The sequence below is a fragment of the Pseudomonas sp. MC6 genome, assembly GCF_054790575.1.
This window is the reverse complement of record NZ_CP186504.1, coordinates 1,871,434-1,889,391: the sequence shown is the minus strand read 5'-3', so window position 1 is coordinate 1,889,391 and position 17,958 is coordinate 1,871,434. Positions and strand designations below refer to the sequence as shown.

Sequence of the window (17,958 nt, the reverse complement as noted above, 5' to 3'; positions counted from 1 at the left end):
CGTGGTGAACCTCCCTGGTTATTTGTGATGAGCTTTACCCAGCGCCTTGGCGACCAGTTGTTCGTAGAGTTCGGCGTACGGTTCAACCGCTTTGCACCAGTTGAACGGCGCAGCCATCGCCCGGCAACGCATGGCGTTGAGCAGTTCGGGGAAGGCGAACACCTTGAACGCGCGGCTCAGGGCTTCCTGGTAGCTCTCGGCAGTGGATTCGTCGAAGAGGAAACCGGTGACGCCGTTTTCAATGGTGTCGGCCAGCCCGCCGGTATTGCGTGCGACCGGCAGCGAGCCGAAACGCTGGGCATACATCTGGCTCAAACCACAAGGCTCGTAACGCGATGGCATCAACAGGAAGTCGCTCCCGGCGAACATCCTGCGGGCGTCGGTTTCATTGAAGCCGATGCGCACACCGATCTGCCCGGGGAAGCGTAGCGCCAGTTCGCGCATGGCTTGTTCTTCTTCCGGCTCACCGCGACCGATGATGGCGATCTGTCCGCCGTTTTTAACGATGTACTCGGATACCGCGATCGTCAGGTCGAGACCTTTCTGATAGACCAGTCGCGAAACCACGGCGAACAGCGGGCCTTCTGAGTCATTCAATTCAAACAGCTCACGCACATGCGCGGCGTTGACCGCTTTGCCTTCCCAGTCACCGATGGCAAACGGTGCGAACAGGTGCGGATCGGTGGCGGCGTCCCAGCTCTCATCGATGCCGTTGGGGATGCCGCTGAGCAAGCCTTGCTGGGTCTTGGCGGCGAGAAAGCCGTCGAGGCCGCAGCCGAAATCCGGGGTGGTGATTTCCTGCGCATACGTGGCGCTGACTGTGGTGATGTGGCTCGAATAGGCCATGCCGGCCTTGAGGAACGACATCTTGCCGTAGAACTCCATGCCTTCCTGTTGCAGAGCATGGTTGGGAATCCCCAGTTCAGGGCAGGAGCCGAGGCTGGTCACGCCTTGATAGGCGAGGTTGTGAATGGTGAACAGGGTCGGCGTGCGCTGCCCGCGCCAGTGCATATAGGCGGGGGCGAGACCGGCCGGCCAGTCGTGGGCGTGCACCAGATCCGGGCACCAGTGAATTTGCGCGAGATTGGCGGCGATGTCCGCAGCGGCCAGGCCCAGACGGGCGAAACGAATGTGGTTGTCCGGCCAGTCGCGACCGTTGTTGGCGCCGTAGGGCGAGCCTTCGCGCTCGTAAAGTTCCGGGCAGATCAGCACGTAGATGACCAGACCGTCGGGCATGTCCATACGGCCGATCTTGCACGGTGGCAGAGCGGCATGGCCACCGAGTTCGCCGATGATGTGGATCGGGTTCTCGCTGTGCATCACTTGCGGGTAGCCGGGGATCAACACGCGCACATCGTGCAGATGGGCCATGGCCCGCGGCAGGGCGGCGGAAACGTCACCCAAGCCACCGGTCTTGACCAGATCGGCGATTTCCGAGGTGACGAACAATACTTTTTTCTTGTTGGGGTTCTGGCTCGCTACTGGAGTCAGCGTTTTGGTGCCGGGGACGTTGATCTGTCGGCTGCCGGGAACACTGACGGTGCTCGATTCTCCAACCGCCTGCTGAGCACGCTCTCCCTGAATATCCAATGCCGCACTGATCATATGAATCTCCCGTATCGTTGATCTGATTCTTGTCTTGAACAAGCGATGTCCATGGCCAAGTCCTGTGGCCGGGCGCAAACGCGCCACGCATCGGTGAGCAAACGCTACCCAACACGCGCAAGCAGAATGGGTGATCGGGCCGTTGCAAGGATTGCACCAGTCGCTTTGGCCCTGCCTTTCAGATGACCCGCCGCCGCGCGCAAAAGTTTCGACTTTTTTTCGGCAATGTGACTGGTCGGTTTTACCCCGCGAAAGTCAGTCTAGGCCAGATCCTAGAGCGGGGCGGCGCAAATGGGTAAATTGTTCGACAATCGGTTGGCATGCCGCGTAAACCGAACTTTTGAAGGGGAAACGCACCGACGAAGTGCAGGTTTTTCTGTGAGGGAGGGCCAAAACGGTGACTGGGCGGTCACGATTTTGTGCTAGCGGGAAGGGTGGTTGCACTGTTGTGGTGCGGGCAGTTTGTTGATGGGGGGACAGCGAGTGCCCCTTCGCGAGCAGGCTCGCTCCCACATTGGATCTGCGCCGGGAACAGATTTTCTGCCCACTGAAGATCCCCTGTGGGAGCGAGCCTGCTCGCGAAAGCAATGGTCGCTACACCACCGTATTCATGAAGGTCTCAATTCAACAGGCGAACCGGCTCCCCAGCCGCCCAAGCCTGAATATCTTCGATCATCTGCGAAAAGAACTGCTCATAATTCTGCCGGCTGACATACCCGACATGCGGCGTCGCCAAGACATTGTCCAGTGTGCGAAACGGGTGCATGGCCGGCAACGGCTCCTGTTCGAACACATCCAGCGCTGCCCCGGCGATGTGCTGTTTCTGCAAGGCCTTTATCAGCGCCGCTTCATCGACAATCGGCCCGCGTGCGGTGTTGACCAGCAGTGCCGTCGGTTTCATCCACCCCAGGGCCTGCGCATCGACCAGCCCGTGACTGCGCTCGCTGAGCACCAGATGCACCGACAACACATCGGCCTGCTCGAACAGTTGCTGCTTGTCCACGTACGTAACGCCAACCTGTTCAGCCCGTTCGGCGGTGAGGTTTTCGCTCCAGGCGATGACCTTCATGCCGAACACCTGACCGAACTGTGCAACCCGCTGGCCGATGCTGCCCAGACCAAGAATCCCGAGGGTCTTGCCATGCAGGTCACCGCCCAGCCCTTGCTGCCACTTACCGGCGCGCAGGGCATTGGCCTCATTCACCAGATTGCGCGTGGCCGCCATGATCAGCGCCCAGGTCAATTCCGGCGCGGCATGCTTGTAACTGTCGGTGCCGCAGACCTTGATGCCCAGTTTTGCTGCGGCTTGCATATCCAGCGCCGCGTTGCGCATGCCGCCGGTGACCAGCAACTTCAGATTGGGCAAGCGCTTGAGCAAGTCTTCGTCGAACCGCGTGCGCTCGCGCATCACGCAGATCACCTGATAGCGGCCCAGTCGCTCGGCCAGTGTCGCGTTGTCCGCCGGGTAATCGTGCTCGAACGTCACCTCACCGAGGCTATCGAGCACTGACCAGTCGACCACGTCGCTGGCCACGTCCTGCCAGTCATCGATCACTGCAATCTGCACCGCCATCAGCCTTACCTCATCAACGAACGGGATTGGATGTATCGAGCCAGTCGAGCAGGGCCTTGTGGAACTGTGCCGGTTCTTCCATTTGCGGCGCGTGGCCCATGCCGGGAAATTCCACCAGCGTCGACTGCGGGATCAGCTTGGCCACTTGTTTGCCGAGCACATCATAGTGGCCGATTTTCGCTTTCACCTCAGGCGGTGCAAGGTCCTTGCCGATGGCGGTGGTGTCGGAGGTGCCGATCAGCAGCAGGGTCGGCATCTTCAGGTCCTTGAACTCGTAGTACACCGGCTGGGTGAAAATCATGTCGTAGATCAGCGCCGAGTTCCAGGCGACCTGGGGCTTGCCCGGGCCTTTGCTCAGCCCGGCGAGCATGTCCACCCAGCGGTCGAATTCCGGTTTCCAGCGGCCGTCGTAGTAAGTGGTGCGTTCGTAATCGCGAATGCCTTGAGCGCTGACTTTCAGCTCACGTTGATACCACTGATCTACCGTGCGATAGGGCACGCCGAGGGCTTTCCAGTCTTCCAGACCGATCGGGTTGACCAGTGCCAATTGCTCGACCTGCTCGGGGAACAGCAAGGCATAGCGGGTGGCGAGCATGCCGCCGGTGGAGTGACCGAGCAACGTGGATTTCTGAATGCCCAGCGCTTTGAGCAACTGTTGAGTGTTGGTCGCCAGTTGCTGAAAGCTGTACTGATAGTTGTCAGGTTTGCTGGAGGTGCAGAAGCCGATCTGATCCGGCGCGATCACCCGGTAACCGGACTCGCTCAAGGCCTTGATCGAACTGTCCCAGGTCGCTGCGCAAAAATTCTTGCCGTGCATCAGCACCACGGTGCGGCCATTGGCCTTGCCGTGGGCGGCGACGTCCATGTAACCCATCTGCAAGGATTTGCCCTGAGACTGAAAGGCAAAGTGTTTAAGTGTGTAGGGGTATTCAAAGCCTTGCAGCTCCGGGCCATAGGCCGGGCCTTCCGGCGCGGCTGCGCTTGACGTCGCAGCTTGCACCGACAGGGGCAGGGCGGCGCAGAGGAGCAGGGAGGGGAGCCAACGGGAAAACGTGACAGACATAAGGTCAAACTCCGTTTGAAATCGGCCGATGCTGGAATGGCTGGATTATGCCGACGTTAAACACAGGCAATGCCCGCACCCGAACGTTCAACCCAGCCAGCCCAGGGTCAGCATGGCCAGCACGCCGTAACGGGCGCCTTTGGCCAGGGTGACAATCAACAGAAAGCGCCCGAGCGGCTCGCGCATGACACCGGCAATCAGTGTCAGTGGGTCGCCAATGATCGGCAACCAACTCAGAAGCAACGACCAGTGGCCGTAGCGCTCATAGTGTTTGCGCGCCCGGGCCATGTGCGCGGGGCTGACCGGAAACCAGCGTCGATCCTGAAAGCGCTCGATGCCACGGCCCAGCCACCAGTTGACCAGCGAGCCGAGTACGTTGCCTAGCGTTGCCACCGCGAGCAGACCCCACAGCCAGTAACGCTCGCTGACGATCAAGCCGACCAGCAATGCTTCGGACTGCAACGGCAATAAGGTGGCCGCACCGAACGCGGCAAAGAACAGCCCGAAGTAAGCGGCGCCGATCAATGGGCCGGGTAGTCCGCCACGACGACGTCAGCGCCATCCTTCTTCAGGTCGATGACCTGATAAGCATCGCTCGTGCCGTCCATTTCCATGCCCGGCGAGCCCATCGGCATACCCGGTGCGGCGACGCCGAGCAGATCGTCACGCTTGCTCAGAGCCAAGACCTGCTCCGCCGGCACGTGGCCTTCGACGAATTTGCCGTTGATGATTGCGGTGTGGCACGAGGCCAGGCGCGGCGGTACGCCATGTTGTTGCTTGAAGCTGCTCATGTCGCTTTCGACGTGGTCTTCGACTTTGAAACCGTTGGCTTCGAGGTGGCTGATCCATTTTTTACAGCAACCGCAATTGGCGTCGCGGTGCACTTCGATCGGGATCAGATCGGCGGCCTGGGCCAGGGAGGAGATGAAGAGGGCGCTCAGGGCGACCAGACGCAGGTGGGTTCGCATAGCGGATTCTCGGCTCGGTTGACGATCAGAAAAGAACGCATTTTGACCGGTTTTTCCTGCTTGGCATCAACGCAATGTTTCCAGTTGTTGCAAAACGCAGCACCAACCTGTGGGAGCGAGCCTGCTCGCGAAGGCAGTGTGTCAGGCAATGGATGCAGTGACTGACAGGACGCTTTCGCGAGCAGGCTCGCTCCCACAGGGGTTATCTGGTTGGCAGTAACCCCGGCATGAATCAGCGGACTTTGAAACGCCCCATGATTGCGCTCACCCGGCTGTTGGCTTCGAGCAACTGATGGGTATTCAGTTCGCTGGCTTTGCCGCTCTGCACCAGTTCATCAACCATGTGGCGGATCTGCACCATGCTGCGGTTGATCTCTTCGGTCACCGCGCTTTGTTGTTCGGCGGCGGTGGCGATCTGGGTGCTGAGGCTGTTGATGTGGCTGACCGAACCGGCCATTTCATCCAGACCGGAGTTGACCCGCGCGGTGGCGTCGGCGGCAGACTGACAACTGGCCTGGGTGTTTTCCATGGCGCTGACTGACGAGCTCACGCCTTGGGTCAGGCGGGTCAACATCTCGTTGATTTCCGAAGTGCTGGCCTGGGTGCGGGCGGCGAGGGCGCGGACTTCATCGGCGACCACGGCAAAACCACGGCCTTGTTCACCGGCGCGTGCTGCTTCGATCGCGGCGTTGAGCGCCAGCAGATTGGTCTGCCCGGCGATCGCACCGATCACCCCGAGGATCTCGGTGATGCGCTGGGCGTCCTGCTGCATGTTTTCAACTTTGTGTGTGGCGCTGGCCACTTCATCGATCAGCGCCACGACGCTGTTGGTCGCTTCGCCCACCACCACCCGGGAACGGTCGGCGTTTTCATTGGCACGCTGGGTGAACGCGGCGGTTTCGGCGGCATTCTGCGCGACGCTTTCTGCCGTCGAACTCATCTCGGTGATGGCGGTAACGGTCTGATCGGTTTCCGAGGCGTGACGCAGCAGGATCTGGCTGGTGTTCGCCGAAGTGCGTTGCAGGTTATCGAGGCTCGAGGCCATGGCACCGGTAGCCTGGGTGACTTCGCCGATCATGTTTTGCAGGTAGGCAATAAAGGTGTTGACCGAATGACCGATAGCACCCAGTTCATCTTCGGCGCGAATGGTAATGCGGCGGGTCAGGTCGGCATCGCCGCTGGACAGCAAATCGATGTTGGCTTTCAACGCTTTCATGCGCTGCACCAACTGGCGAATCGCGTAGACCTGCAACAGCACCAGCAGGATCACCAGCGGAATCTGCAACAGGCTCAAGGTGCTGAGGACGTCATCACGCTGTGCGGTAAGCATTTTCGTCGGCAGGGCGCTGGCGAGGAACCACGGCGTGCCTTCAATCGGGCGCATGAAGAAGGTGCTGGCTTCACCGTTGTTGTCGAACTCGATGCGTTGTGCCTGATCGCGGTTCTGCAACGCGGCTTTGACCTGACTGGCGAAGGTCGACGTGCCAGCCAGTTCGTTGATGTTTTTCAGCACAATCGGGCCACTGATGCGCGAGCTGTTACTGATGATCTTGCCGTCGGCTTCGATGATCAGCATTTCGGCATTGAGGTCTTTCTCCTTGCGCGCCACCAGATCGTTGAAGAAGCCGAGGGTTACGTCGATGGTTGAAACACCCCAGGCGCTACCGTTTTTCTGGATGGCCATGGCGCAGTTGGTGCGCGGCTCGGCGCTGGCGTCATCTTTATACGCTGCCGCCCACGCGCATTGGCCGCGCGGTGTGGCCATGCCGCCCTTGTACCAGCTCTGATCGTAATAGTTGGGGGCCGCGTCGCTATTCCAGAAGGTGTTCACGGCGAGTTTGCCCGACGCGTCGCGGTGCCAGAACGTACTGAATTTGTTGCGCCCGGCCTCACGCTGCCCCGGCAGTGGCCAGATCCCGCCGCCGAACACCTTCAACTCGCCGTACTGATCAACCAAGCCTGGCAGCACCGTGTCGATGGCGGCGCTGTCGAGCAGCGGGATGGTCTGGGTGATGCTGCGCTGTTGCGCCTGCACTTTGTTCAACTCGCCCTGAATCTGCTCGGCCACTTCGGCGATGCGGTTGAGGACTACCTGTTCTTCGGTATGCCGCAGCTTGGGGGCGACCAGTTGGCTGATGCCGACCACGGTCAACACCGACAGCAGCAGGATGAACAGAACCAGAAACAGCGTATAGCGAGCCTGAATAGTGCGGAATGCGGGCATGGAGACCGGTCCTTGAGCAGCGTTTCTTATTAGGGGGCAGGGTTAAAACAGTGCGGGTATCCACAGCGTATCGTCGTTGCGACGGGAAGCTTTAGGTACTCACGTCCTAAAACATGCAGGTGCCGATGACTGGTCAGTATCAGGTTCGATACACAAACGCGTATCAGCCCGCCCCAGTGCGCGTAACCCCGATTTTCATTTCATTGTCATGACAGCTCTGGGTCAGGATTTGCGGGGTGTTTGGCTTTTGTATCGAGAATGTACAAGAATTGTAAAAAAGTTCAGAAAAAGGTTGGTGCCATCAGTTCGCCCGTCGATACTCGCGCCCATTAATGGTGCTTGGCACCTACATTTTCGTGGTCATTTCACAGGGAGTCTTCTCATGACGATCGGTATTGTCGGTGGTTGGGAGAGCAAGGCAGGGGTTCTGGTTCGTAACACCGGCGCAAAAAAACAGGTGGCCCAGAGCGTCAAGGTGCAGCAGATGCTGACCATGGTCGGCAACGATCCCAACGCACTGAATACTGCTGAAATGGACAAGCAGGGTTTGCGCAAGCAGATCAAGGGTTTTGATCCTGCGAATGTGTCGGTCAAACAACTGGGTAACCTGAGCGCGTTTCTGCGTGGCCGCGGGCTGATCTCCGAGATCACTTCGTTTACGTTGATGAACGCCGGTGACAAGTTCGACCGTTTCGGCGTGACGACCGATGTCGATGCGAAATTCAATGCGCTGGAATATTTCGCCACCCAACTCGATGCCATCCAGACCAACGGGCTCAATGGCAACGCCTACGGCAAGAACCTGATTCCCGAGTTCAAGAAAGCGATCTATGTTCTGCAGAACCTCAAGACCTACGGTGAAGGCAACGCCGCGAAACCGGCCGACGAGGGTGTCAAAGCCAAGGCTTGAGCCCCACCGGTGTAGCCCGTCCAACGCTTGAACGGGCTGGTCGAGGTAAAGACTTTTGGTTCAAGACAGCGGCGGCGCCTCGCTGGCGCTCGGGGCAATGTGTTGTTGCGCCTGATCATGCAGTCGCTGGATGTGCGGGCAGCGCAACTCCAGCGTACGCGGCTGATATCCACGATGAAACAACGCCAGCCATCCCGCGCAACGTTCATTCGGGGCAATCCCGGTGAAGACGAAACCCATCGCCGAGAGGCTTTCCACGGCACTGGCGAAACCCGTTGCCAGCCTGAGTCTGATCGAGATCATCCAGTGTTCGGGCAGTCGTCGTAGTTGCTGAAGCAAGCCGGCGTCGAGTTTTTTCAGTATCACGTCATAACGCCCTGAGCATTGTTCAACCTGCATCGACTCTCCCACCCAAAGCGCCTCTTTTTCCTGGGTCCCGTATATGCCGCACAAATGCGCCATGAAATCGTGGCAGCTTTGCGGCCAGGACAATGCCGGGAGCGGGCGGCGATAGCCTTCGACAGGGGTGTAGCCGATGACGATGGACTCCGGCAGTGGCTCGCCAAACGGTGAGGGTACGTAGTCGAGCAATAACCCGGTGCTGCAAAAACCGAGGCGGTCAGCCATGCGTTGTGTGTAGGGGTGCTGCGTCACCTGTTTGATGGTCACGCCGTGGCAACCGAGTGCCTGGGCATGGATCAACAGCCGCATGCCCAACTGCGTCGCAATGTTTTGCCCGCGTGTTGAAGGATGGACCACGCTCAACGCCAGTTCCGCCGTGCGCGTTCCCACATTTCTGCACAACGTGGCGTGGCCGAGAATTTTCTTCCCGGATTCCGCCACCAGTGAATGCCATCTACCATCGCCGTGGTTCTGGTTGATCATCAGCGGCATATACACGTGCGGCTGCACGTAATGGTCACCATAGGCTTCCCGGAACAGACGGCTGACCGCTGCGGCATCGGAGCGGCGATAGCTGCGCAGCGTCACGTTGTCCATGGGCGTTGCTCCGGACGTGGGGCGTTGTAGTCGCGAAGGTCGACGACTCGTTGGCGTTTGCCAGAGCGCGGATGGCGAGCGAGCTCATCGGCTGTGCAATGGGCGACCTGTAGCTCAAGTTGGCCATCAGCACAGAGTTGCGCGATCAGCGGATAATGTTCGATCAAGCCGTTTTGCAAGGCTGTACTGGCCTGAGTCGTCTCGGGTTTCAGCGCCTCGGGCACCCACTTCAGACACAAGATATCGACGTTTGCCGATTGGCTGATGACCAGTTGCCAGTCGTCGCTGACGGTATTGCGCTGAATGATTGTGTCGATGTCTTCGATCAGCAGGGTCAGGCTGCTGACTCGTACGCGCTGACTGCTCATGCTGCGACCCATCAGGGCAAATTTGCGCATGGGCGCCGTGGCCGGTTCTCGCCAGCAGGCGAGGTCACCCACGGGATAACGAATCAATGGCATAAGCCGACGAGTGAGGTTGGTGATCAGCAAACGCCCGGTGCGATCGCATTCTTCAATCACTTCACCGGTGTGCTCGTCGATGATTTCCAGCACGCTGTGGCTGGCCAGCATGCGGTGTTCGCCCAAGGCACAATCGCGGCTTGTGGCGCCGATGAACCCTGCGTCGACACTGGCGTAGCCGATGGAGGCGATCCGTGCGTTGGGGAACACTCGGTGCAACATCTGCAATTGCCCGGCGAACAGGCTTTCGCCGCCGTAAAGTACGCTTTCGACCTCGACCAGGGTTTGTCCCTGGCGCTCCAGCACGCTGGCGAAGGTCAGCAGTTGTGCAGGCACGCCGGCCAACACATTGATCCGGTGTTGGCGGATCGAGTCAGCCAGCACCGTAAAGTCGACGTCGCCGGTGAAGGGGTATTCGGTAATACCCGATGTTTCGTGCGCCAAGGCGTCGTGGATAAAGATGAAACTGGCATACAGATCGCCGACAAAAAACAGATTTGCAACCCGGTCTCCCGGATTGAGTTGGCTCGCCAGATGGCGCCCGAAGTCGCGCACAAGTGTCTGCCATTCCTCACGAGTGAATACCGAAAGCTTACCCGCGCTGGTTGTTCCACCAGTCTTGAACACCAGTGCGCGTTCGACCGTTGAAGTCAGTACTGGCCATTGATCGAAGTTATTGCTGCTGGCCCAGTATTGTTGCGGATCAATCGGCGGAAGTTCATCCAGTGTGCTGATCTGCGGCTTAACGCCTTGCCAATGTCTGGCGTAATAAGTTGAGTGCTGTCGGGCGAAGGCGAGCAACTTGTTCAGTTCAAGTGTGGTGTTCATGGTGTTCTCTTTAATTGTTCTGATAATGGACGATGTTTGGCCTTCAGCGGCGAGCGTCGACCACTGCCGGTATCTTTCCGCTGTGTCTGTTTCTGTCGAACTGTTGTGGCTCGCAGGTTTGCCCTTGCACGGTGAGCAGCCCGGTTCGCACGAGGGTCGCCAGCGTCACGTAGCCTTCCAGTCGGCGGAGGATGTCGGCGGGGGCAGCGGGGCTGCGAATCAGCAGGCGTTCGAGGCCATCAGGGGCGTGATCGAGATGTAACTGAAACGGTGCTTGCAGGTGTTTGGCGAGCTCGTTCAGGCAGATGAAATCGGTGCCGATACGCAGCAGTCTGCCGTGCCGTTGCAGCAACTCGAAACGCGGCGAACTCAGCCCGCACGGACAATCGCCGGGCAACCAGCGCCCCGTGTCGCCGACGTCATAACGCTGTACCTGCTGACCTTCGCGTGCTTTTGAGGTGAACAGTAAACGGCCGACTTCATTGCCAACGACAGGTACGTCCTCCTCCAGCGCAACGATTTCCAGATGCTGGATCGCGTCCATCAGATGAAACACACCATCGCCGGTCGCGGCGCAGGCATGCCCGAAGGGGCCGGCATCGACACTGCCGTACACCGCCGAGCGGATGCTGGCAACGCCACAGCGCTGCAACAGTTCGCGGCACTGATCACTGATGTGTTCACCGCCGAGAAAGACTTTTTCGATGGCGCCATAACGGCTCAGGCGCTGCTGTTCGTTGAGGAACAAACGATGCAGGGTGCTGGGCATGCCGATCAGCACGGTGACCTGTTGCTCGATAATGACTTGTGCAATATCGCGGTAGTCATCGTCGGCGGGAGCGCCCATTGGCAGGTGGCTGACACCCAGCGTTTCCAGCACTTTGGCAAAACTGAAGAAGCCGCCGTACAGACCCCCACTGAAGAACAGGTTCATCACCTTGTCACGGCTCGGATCGAGCCCCGCCGCAAACAACCCGTCGGCCGTTGCGCGCATTTGCCGTTGAAAATCGCGGTAGCTGTATCCCGCCAACGCTGGTGTGCCGCTGCTGCCGCCAGAGCGGAAAAACAGTTGCGCGGCTGCTGTTGTCGGTCGCGCGATAAACGCCTCTTTGTCGGTGATCGCCACGCCCGCCATCGTCGGTTTGCAAGGTGGCCGGTCGAGGGTCATGTGGGTGGACAACTGCGTCGCGGCGACGCTGACCGACACCCGCCGGCTCAGGCGTTGCAGTGCATAGACACCGTCGTGGGGTTCGCCATCGTAGCCATCATGGATTGCATCAATCGGCGCAATTCGGCTGACGCCGGCGGCAATCAATGTTCGCGACAATGCACCGATCTGCGCTTCGTTACACACCAGTGCGCAGCTCTGTAAAACATTGCGCCAAGGCAGCAGGTTTTGCGCCAGACGCGTACGTGGCAGGGGTTTGAGCAACACCGTGCGAAACAGCGGCGAGGGCGCAAGCAGCTGATCATGGCTCCAGATCACCCGCCATCCCGGTGCGCTCCAGACCTGCGCCGTCACCTCGGAAAAACTCTGGCTCAGGCGCGTCATCAGGGTGCGGGTAGTGATTTCGCTGGCCTCCTGAGCCGTCGGGATCAGTGCCGGCCATTGCCCGGCGCGGCGCTCGAACGCCTTGGCCAATTCGCCGCCGATTGCTTGTAGAACGGCGGGGTCGTCGCTATCGACCAACAACCATTGCGGGCTGGAGCAGGCTTGCTGATCCAGTCGGCAGACCTCATCGACCAGCGCGTCCAGCGCCTGTGGCGAGGCCGCGTCCGGCGTCAGGTAGGCAAAACTGATGCGGTGCCCCCAGTCGATCCAGCGACATCCGGGCGGCAACTGTTGGCGGATCGCGTGCAGCGCCGCTTCGCCACCCCATGCCGAAACACCGTTGGCCATTTTGCACAAACTGCCGATCTGAGCTGTCGCCACCGGCAACACAGCGACGTAATGGCGCAACTCACCACTTGGGTCGCATTGCACCAGGGTATGTAAAAGGCGCGCCGTCAGGCCTTGGTCACTGCTGCTGGGCCGTAGCCAGTTGATGTTGCCGGCCAAGAGACTTTCAATCATTGCGCAGCACGCCAGCAGCGGCGCGTTGGCCGGCGTGACGTGGACCACCAGGCCGAGCGGACTCCAGCGCTCAAAACGCGATTGCCGATAATCGACACGTCGCAACGATTCAGCCTGATCGCCGAGTTCGCGCTCAAGCTTGAGTTGCAAGGCGTGAGGCTGACAGAAGGCGATCAGCGCCTGGCGTTGTTCATCGTCCAGCGGCAGTTCGGCGTTGTGCAATTGCTGCGCAAACTGTGCGGCGGCGCTTAGTACGGTGGCGTTGTCCAGCGGTGTAGAGAGGTGTTGCGGCAAAGTCTGATGCAGCAGCGCCAGTGCATTGTCGAGGTCGACGTCTGCTAGCAGTTCTCCGTTGATCAGGTACATGTCAGTGCCCCCCCAGCAATTCGGAAGCGGCCATCGCACAGCTTCTACTGGCCGTGGTGCCTGCGCGACCTTGCAGTTCGAACCAGTCACTGGCGAGGCCGCAATCACAACTCGACCCGGGATGCAGCGTCGCCAGATCGCTCATGACCACCGCGTGCGCGGGGCTGGACGAGATGTAGGGGGAGACGAATCCCAGCAAGCCTTGCTGACCGTAGGGCTGGATGGAAAAATCCTGCGGATTGCGCACGTAAGCCTTGGCGTAAACGGGGACATGAAAATGATGCTGGGCACATTCGATGTAGGGCACCGCATGCTCGACGGCGCCGTAACCGTCGCGGCACTGCGACAGTTCGATGCCCAGTTGCCGGACGATACGCCCATACAGTTGTTGTTTTGGAATTTCCTTGCTCGCGAGGGTTTTCCAGCCACCGCCGAAAAACACCAATGAATCACTTGGCAGTTTCAGCGCAGGCACGCCGGTGGCCTGCATCTGCTGCAAGGTCTGCCAAAGAAACGCCGGGAAGCCGAAAATGCGCACAGGCAGGCCTTCTTCGGCGAACGATTGCAGAGCCGCGATGACCCCGAACACATCGAACTGGTGGCCATCGCCGTTGCAACGCAAGGCGTAGACAACTCGGTTGACGGGCGCAAAGCGGCAGAGAAATTGGTCGGTGAAGGACGTCCCCAGTGTGATCGCTCCCTGCGGTTCGTAGCTCAGCAGCAAGTAGTTGCACGGCGTCTGCGCTGAATGCCAACCGTAATGACTAAAGATTCGCTCGACCATGAACTGCGCGGCCGACAGACTGCGCGGGTCATAGCGCATGCGGCTTTTTTGGCCACTGGTGCCGGACGATGTCAGTTCCAGGGCATTCTCTGCGGTGGGGCTGAGCAGCATTTGCTGCTTGAAAAAATTGGCCAGAATCGGCGGGAGCCGGGACCAGTCATCGAGGCTGTCCAGATCCTTCACATCGAGGCCGTTGGCGTTCAGCCAATGTTCATAGCCGGGAGTGTGCTGGCAATGAAAGCGACTGATCTCGGTCATGGCCTGATCGAACAGGCCTGCTGGCACGGAAGCCGGGCAATAGGGGTGTGGCAATGCGCAAAGCGCATCGCTGGCGGGGAACTGATTCATTCAATACTCCTTTATTGAGTAGAGGCGGAGTCGGGATGTTTGCGTTGCAACAAGCCGTGCAACAGGGGCAGGCACATCAGGCCACTGAAGGCGGCGCAGAGTGCGAAGAGTTCGAGTTGGGTGCCGCCGCCGATGGCGGCAATCAGGGAGCCGCCGAGCCCCATCACCGCAATCGAAATCATGCCGGCCAGCGCCGAAACCAACCCCTTGCTGTCGTCGCTGGCAAACAGCGCCAACCGATACAGCGCAGCGTTGCTCATTCCCAGCCCGACCGCGTACAGCCCCAGACTGGCAACCACTGCGCCCAGTCCGGCACCTGACAGCGCGCAGGCGATCAATGCCATAAGACCCAGACCAAAAGGCCAGAGCGCCAACCGGATCAACCGGGACAAAGAATGCGTGTCCAGCAAGCGGTCGAGGATCAGATTGCCGGTGATAACGGCAGAAAAAACCGGAATCTGCCACAAGGCATATTCCAGCGGCGTCAGCCCGAGCAGCTGGATCAGCAGCAACGGTGCCAGGCCGATCCAGGCGATCAGCGGCAGGCTCATGAGCCCCAGTGCAAGACTGGCAGCGAGGAAGCGACGATTACTCAAGAGGGCTCGGTAGCGCTGACCGGTCTGGCGCCAGGAAAAACGTACGGCGGCCTGCACTTGCCCATCGTGGCGAGTGACCCCGACCGTTTCCGGCATGCAGACGAAAAGCCCCAGCCAGACCATTGATGCGGCAAAACCCAAGCCCAGAAACAGTTCGCGCCAAGACAGCCACTGCAGCAAGACAATGCCCAGTAGCGGCCCCATCAGCGGTGAAAGCAGCGCGATATTGCCGAGCAGCGCCATCAAGCGCACCGCATCGGCCTCGCAGAATACTTCCTGAAGGGCGGGATAACTGACCGCGACCACGAAACCCAGGCCCATGCCTTGCAACAGTCGCAGCAGATTGAAGGTTTCAATGTTCTGAGTGGCAAATGCACTTGCGCAGGCCACCGCAAACAATGCGCAGCCGATCAACAGTACCCGCCGCCGGCCCCATTGATCGGACAGCGGCCCAATCAGCCATTGCAGGCAGACTCCGCCGATCAGATACAAGTTGAACGCGTTTGGAACATGTCGTACATCGGCCTGAAGTTCTGTTGTCACACCCAACATGGCTGGCATGATCAAGTCACTTGCCATATACGTCAGAAGTTCAAAAGCACTCAGTGCCAAACAAAATCCGAGTACTTGCCGTGGCCCGATCGCTATAAGTGTTCTCTGCATAAACGTCCCTGTCAGTAAGTGGGAGAAAGTTGGCAGAGACTAGTTGCAGAGGCTTGTGTCACCTATTCTTTTGCTGCGACATTAGATTTCAAATGCTTGCAACTTGTTTAGCAAGTCCGCTTTGCTTGTCAGGCAAGTTTCAACTGCGCGCCAGAAGCCGTCGGCAAAAAACAGAAAAGCCCGCAACAGGGCGGGCTTTGTTTGAAGTTGATCGGGCTTGTTGATTTCCTGCCTCAATCTGTTTGTGGGTAAGCGGGCAGGGCGAACAATCCTGTTCTAGCGATGTTGGTAATAACCAGGGCCACCCTGGTAATAACGGTGGTGATCGTCATGCCAGCCGCCGTGGGGGAAGATGATGCAGCCACTCAGGGTCAGCAGGGCAAGAACGGGAATCAGCCAGGTGATTCGACGCAGCATTTTGAAAATTCCTCATGGTTACGCCGTCATGAAGCCAAAACTCTTCATCGGCTGTAACATGAGACCCCGATTGCAGCGGCGCATCCCCGTAGAACGGTATGTGCATGGCATGCAAACGGATACAAAACGGATACATTTCAACGTTTCAGGAAGCCGTAATGACCCACAAGCAACGCTTGATTTATTCGATTCTGATCGCCGTGTCGGTCCTGGTCATCATGCTTGGTCTGTCCTGGCTGCAAAACGCCGGCATGATTTCGGAGAAGACTTTCCAGTTCGTCGCCATCGGTGTGGCGGTGATCGTGGTCGTCATCAACGGCGTCATGCGCCGCAAGGTCAAGCCTTGACGGCGTTTGCCGCACGCTTCAATCGTTGTTGAGGACTGCCGCAGCCTGTGGATGCAGGCTGTAGCTCTTGTCTTCATTGAAGGTGATCACCCCTTCGGCGCACAGACGCTTTAGCACTTCGCGCACACTGAGGAATGACAGCGGAATATCCAGGTCCAGCAATTGGCTGTGGACGCCGCGCACGCCCAGACGCCGCTCGCTTTGTGCGGCGACCAGCAGGGCATCAATGACTTTCAGACGAATCAGGCTGGTGCGCAGCCCGAAACTTTTCAGCAGCAAGCGGATGCGTTCGTTACCGTGACGCTCGACGCGTTGCCCGAAATCGCTCGCGTGGGGGCTCATGGAAACTCCTTTGGGTGCCTGGCTACCGTCCGTTGGTAGTTGCGAGTTGTACATGCGATTACTCCTTTTCAGAGCCTGATCGGGGAGGGTTTTTTTGCTCTCTCTAAACAAGACGTTTCAGCACGACAAATCATGAAAGAAAAAATGTAGAAAATTTGTCGGGGGTTTGTCTTTTTCTTGTGATTGCGGGTTGGAATTGGGTTGGCCTTGGCGGCCTTTGGGCCGACCATGCTGTTGGGTTTTGGGGGAATATCCGTTGCTGCGGGTGTTGCCGCTGGCGGTTTCGCTCTTACAGCGAGTCCCTTTGGCAAACGCCCCAAAGGAACCAAAGGTCTGGGCCCCGGCGTTCGGCCCTCGCCGTGGCTCGGGTTCCTTCGTTACGGGATCTATCCGGGGGCATCGCCTACGGTTTGCTTCGCTGCACCTCCTCTCGATGCATTCGACTTCGTCGAACGGTCGCTGCGCTCCCACCCCCGGATAAATCCCTCCACTCAGCCTGCCGAAGGGGCCAGCACGGCAAGATCAAAAGCTGCAGCCGAGCTAACGCTCATCCTGTTGAGTGGTGAGGAGCGGGGAGGGTGTAGTTTTTGATTTGTTTCTGGGTTCGAGTGCGGCTCGGTTTTTTATGTAGGCGCAGCTTCCCCAATCACCTCGGTCAGTTCCCTCTCCCTCCGGGAGAGGGCTAGGGTAGGGGCTTTTGATTTGCTTCCGAATTTGAGTGCGGCTCGGTATTTCATGTCGCTGTATCTCTCGCCATCACCTCGGTCAGTTCCCTCTCCCTCCGGGAGAGGGCTAGGGTGAGGGGCTTTTGATTTGCTTCCGAATTTGAGTGCGGCTCGGTATTTCATGTCGCTGTATCTCTCGCCATCACCTCGGTCAGTTCCTTCTCCCTCCGGGAGAGGGCTAGGGTGAGGGGCTTTTGATTTGCTCCGAATTCGAGTGCGGCTCGGTATTTCATGTCGCGGTATCTCTCGCCATCACCTCGGTCAGTTCCTTCTACCTCCGGGAGAGGGCCAGGGTGAGGGGCTTTTGATTTGCTCCGAATTCGAGTGCGGCTCGGTATTTCATGTCGGTGTATCTCTCGCCATCACCTCGGTCAGTTCCCTCTCCCTCCGGGAGAGGGCTAGGGTGAGGGGCTTTTGATTTGCTCCGAATTCGAGTGCGGCTCGGTATTTCATGTCGCGGTATCTCTCGCAATCACCTCGGTCAGTTCCTTCTCCCTCCGGGAGAGGGCTAGGGTGAGGGGCTTTTGATTCCGCTTTGGGGGGTTGCGTGGAGAGCCTAAATTTTTTCCTCTGACTTCGTTTCTTCGACAGGCTCATTGCGCGTGGACGCGTGGGTGTTTCCAGGGTGGGTCCGCGTCAGCGCCGGACCCGCTCTTTGGCATGTC

At 59.0% G+C, this 17,958-nt stretch carries 14 protein-coding genes and 2 pseudogenes; 2 read left to right on the top strand and 14 right to left on the bottom strand.

Features of this window, described 5'->3' with window-relative positions; all coding sequences use genetic code 11:
- Positions 1–18 precede the first annotated feature (18 nt).
- The 7 genes and pseudogenes from glgA to ACOYXE_RS08470 all read right to left on the bottom strand — a co-directional run.
- On the bottom strand, positions 19–1,605 hold the full coding sequence (gene glgA / locus ACOYXE_RS08500; RefSeq protein WP_160057715.1) for a glycogen synthase GlgA: 1,587 nt from the start codon (positions 1,603–1,605) through the stop codon (positions 19–21).
- A gap of 619 nt (positions 1,606–2,224) precedes the next feature.
- The gene (locus tag ACOYXE_RS08495; protein WP_460928693.1) at positions 2,225–3,178 is read right to left on the bottom strand and encodes a D-2-hydroxyacid dehydrogenase family protein; all 954 of its coding nucleotides are present in this window, start codon (positions 3,176–3,178) and stop codon (positions 2,225–2,227) included.
- A gap of 13 nt (positions 3,179–3,191) precedes the next feature.
- Positions 3,192–4,241: an alpha/beta fold hydrolase gene (locus tag ACOYXE_RS08490; protein WP_460928691.1), complete on the bottom strand. Its 1,050-nt coding sequence runs from the start codon at positions 4,239–4,241 to the stop codon at positions 3,192–3,194.
- 87 nt (positions 4,242–4,328) lie between these two features.
- Positions 4,329–4,763 carry a YqaA family protein gene (locus tag ACOYXE_RS08485; protein WP_160060088.1) on the bottom strand — a complete coding sequence of 145 codons (435 nt, stop codon included), beginning with the start codon at positions 4,761–4,763 and terminating at the stop codon, positions 4,329–4,331.
- Complete coding sequence (locus ACOYXE_RS08480; protein ID WP_460928689.1) at positions 4,763–5,209, bottom strand: DUF411 domain-containing protein; 447 nt, start codon at positions 5,207–5,209, stop codon at positions 4,763–4,765. Before ACOYXE_RS08480 ends, ACOYXE_RS08485 begins: the two co-directional genes overlap by 1 nt.
- 232 nt (positions 5,210–5,441) lie before the next feature.
- Positions 5,442–5,969: pseudogene (locus ACOYXE_RS08475) on the bottom strand (methyl-accepting chemotaxis protein); the annotation flags it as partial.
- Between the two features lie 381 nt (positions 5,970–6,350).
- Positions 6,351–7,433 (bottom strand): annotated as a pseudogene (locus ACOYXE_RS08470) (cache domain-containing protein); the annotation flags it as partial.
- A 382-nt stretch (positions 7,434–7,815) separates the two neighbouring features.
- Between ACOYXE_RS08470 and ACOYXE_RS08465 the strand changes: the two are divergent.
- Positions 7,816–8,343 carry a hypothetical protein gene (locus ACOYXE_RS08465; RefSeq protein ID WP_160057720.1) on the top strand — a complete coding sequence of 176 codons (528 nt, stop codon included), beginning with the start codon at positions 7,816–7,818 and terminating at the stop codon, positions 8,341–8,343.
- Between the two features lie 60 nt (positions 8,344–8,403).
- On the opposite strand, the gene ACOYXE_RS08460 is transcribed toward ACOYXE_RS08465, so the two are convergent.
- From ACOYXE_RS08460 to ACOYXE_RS08435, 6 genes are all read right to left on the bottom strand, one after another.
- Positions 8,404–9,342: a GNAT family N-acetyltransferase gene (locus ACOYXE_RS08460; RefSeq protein WP_160057721.1), complete on the bottom strand. Its 939-nt coding sequence runs from the start codon at positions 9,340–9,342 to the stop codon at positions 8,404–8,406.
- On the bottom strand, positions 9,330–10,631 hold the full coding sequence (locus tag ACOYXE_RS08455) for a phenylacetate--CoA ligase family protein (protein WP_160057722.1): 1,302 nt from the start codon (positions 10,629–10,631) through the stop codon (positions 9,330–9,332). Before ACOYXE_RS08455 ends, ACOYXE_RS08460 begins: the two co-directional genes overlap by 13 nt.
- 43 nt (positions 10,632–10,674) lie before the next feature.
- Complete coding sequence (locus tag ACOYXE_RS08450) at positions 10,675–13,071, bottom strand: acyl-CoA reductase (protein WP_160057723.1); 2,397 nt, start codon at positions 13,069–13,071, stop codon at positions 10,675–10,677.
- 1 nt (position 13,072) lies between these two features.
- Positions 13,073–14,203: a LuxE/PaaK family acyltransferase gene (locus tag ACOYXE_RS08445; RefSeq protein ID WP_160057724.1), complete on the bottom strand. Its 1,131-nt coding sequence runs from the start codon at positions 14,201–14,203 to the stop codon at positions 13,073–13,075.
- 11 nt (positions 14,204–14,214) lie between these two features.
- Positions 14,215–15,462 carry an MFS transporter gene (locus ACOYXE_RS08440; RefSeq protein ID WP_160057725.1) on the bottom strand — a complete coding sequence of 416 codons (1,248 nt, stop codon included), beginning with the start codon at positions 15,460–15,462 and terminating at the stop codon, positions 14,215–14,217.
- Positions 15,463–15,738: 276 nt separating this feature from the next.
- Positions 15,739–15,879 carry a hypothetical protein gene (locus tag ACOYXE_RS08435; protein WP_007918111.1) on the bottom strand — a complete coding sequence of 47 codons (141 nt, stop codon included), beginning with the start codon at positions 15,877–15,879 and terminating at the stop codon, positions 15,739–15,741.
- A 158-nt stretch (positions 15,880–16,037) separates the two neighbouring features.
- Between ACOYXE_RS08435 and ACOYXE_RS08430 the strand changes: the two genes are divergently transcribed.
- Complete coding sequence (locus ACOYXE_RS08430) at positions 16,038–16,226, top strand: hypothetical protein (protein WP_460928684.1); 189 nt, start codon at positions 16,038–16,040, stop codon at positions 16,224–16,226.
- Positions 16,227–16,244: 18 nt separating this feature from the next.
- On the opposite strand, the gene ACOYXE_RS08425 is transcribed toward ACOYXE_RS08430, so the two are convergent.
- Positions 16,245–16,622: a fe2+ zn2+ uptake regulation protein gene (locus ACOYXE_RS08425; protein ID WP_077572726.1), complete on the bottom strand. Its 378-nt coding sequence runs from the start codon at positions 16,620–16,622 to the stop codon at positions 16,245–16,247.
- Positions 16,623–17,958: the final 1,336 nt, after the last annotated feature.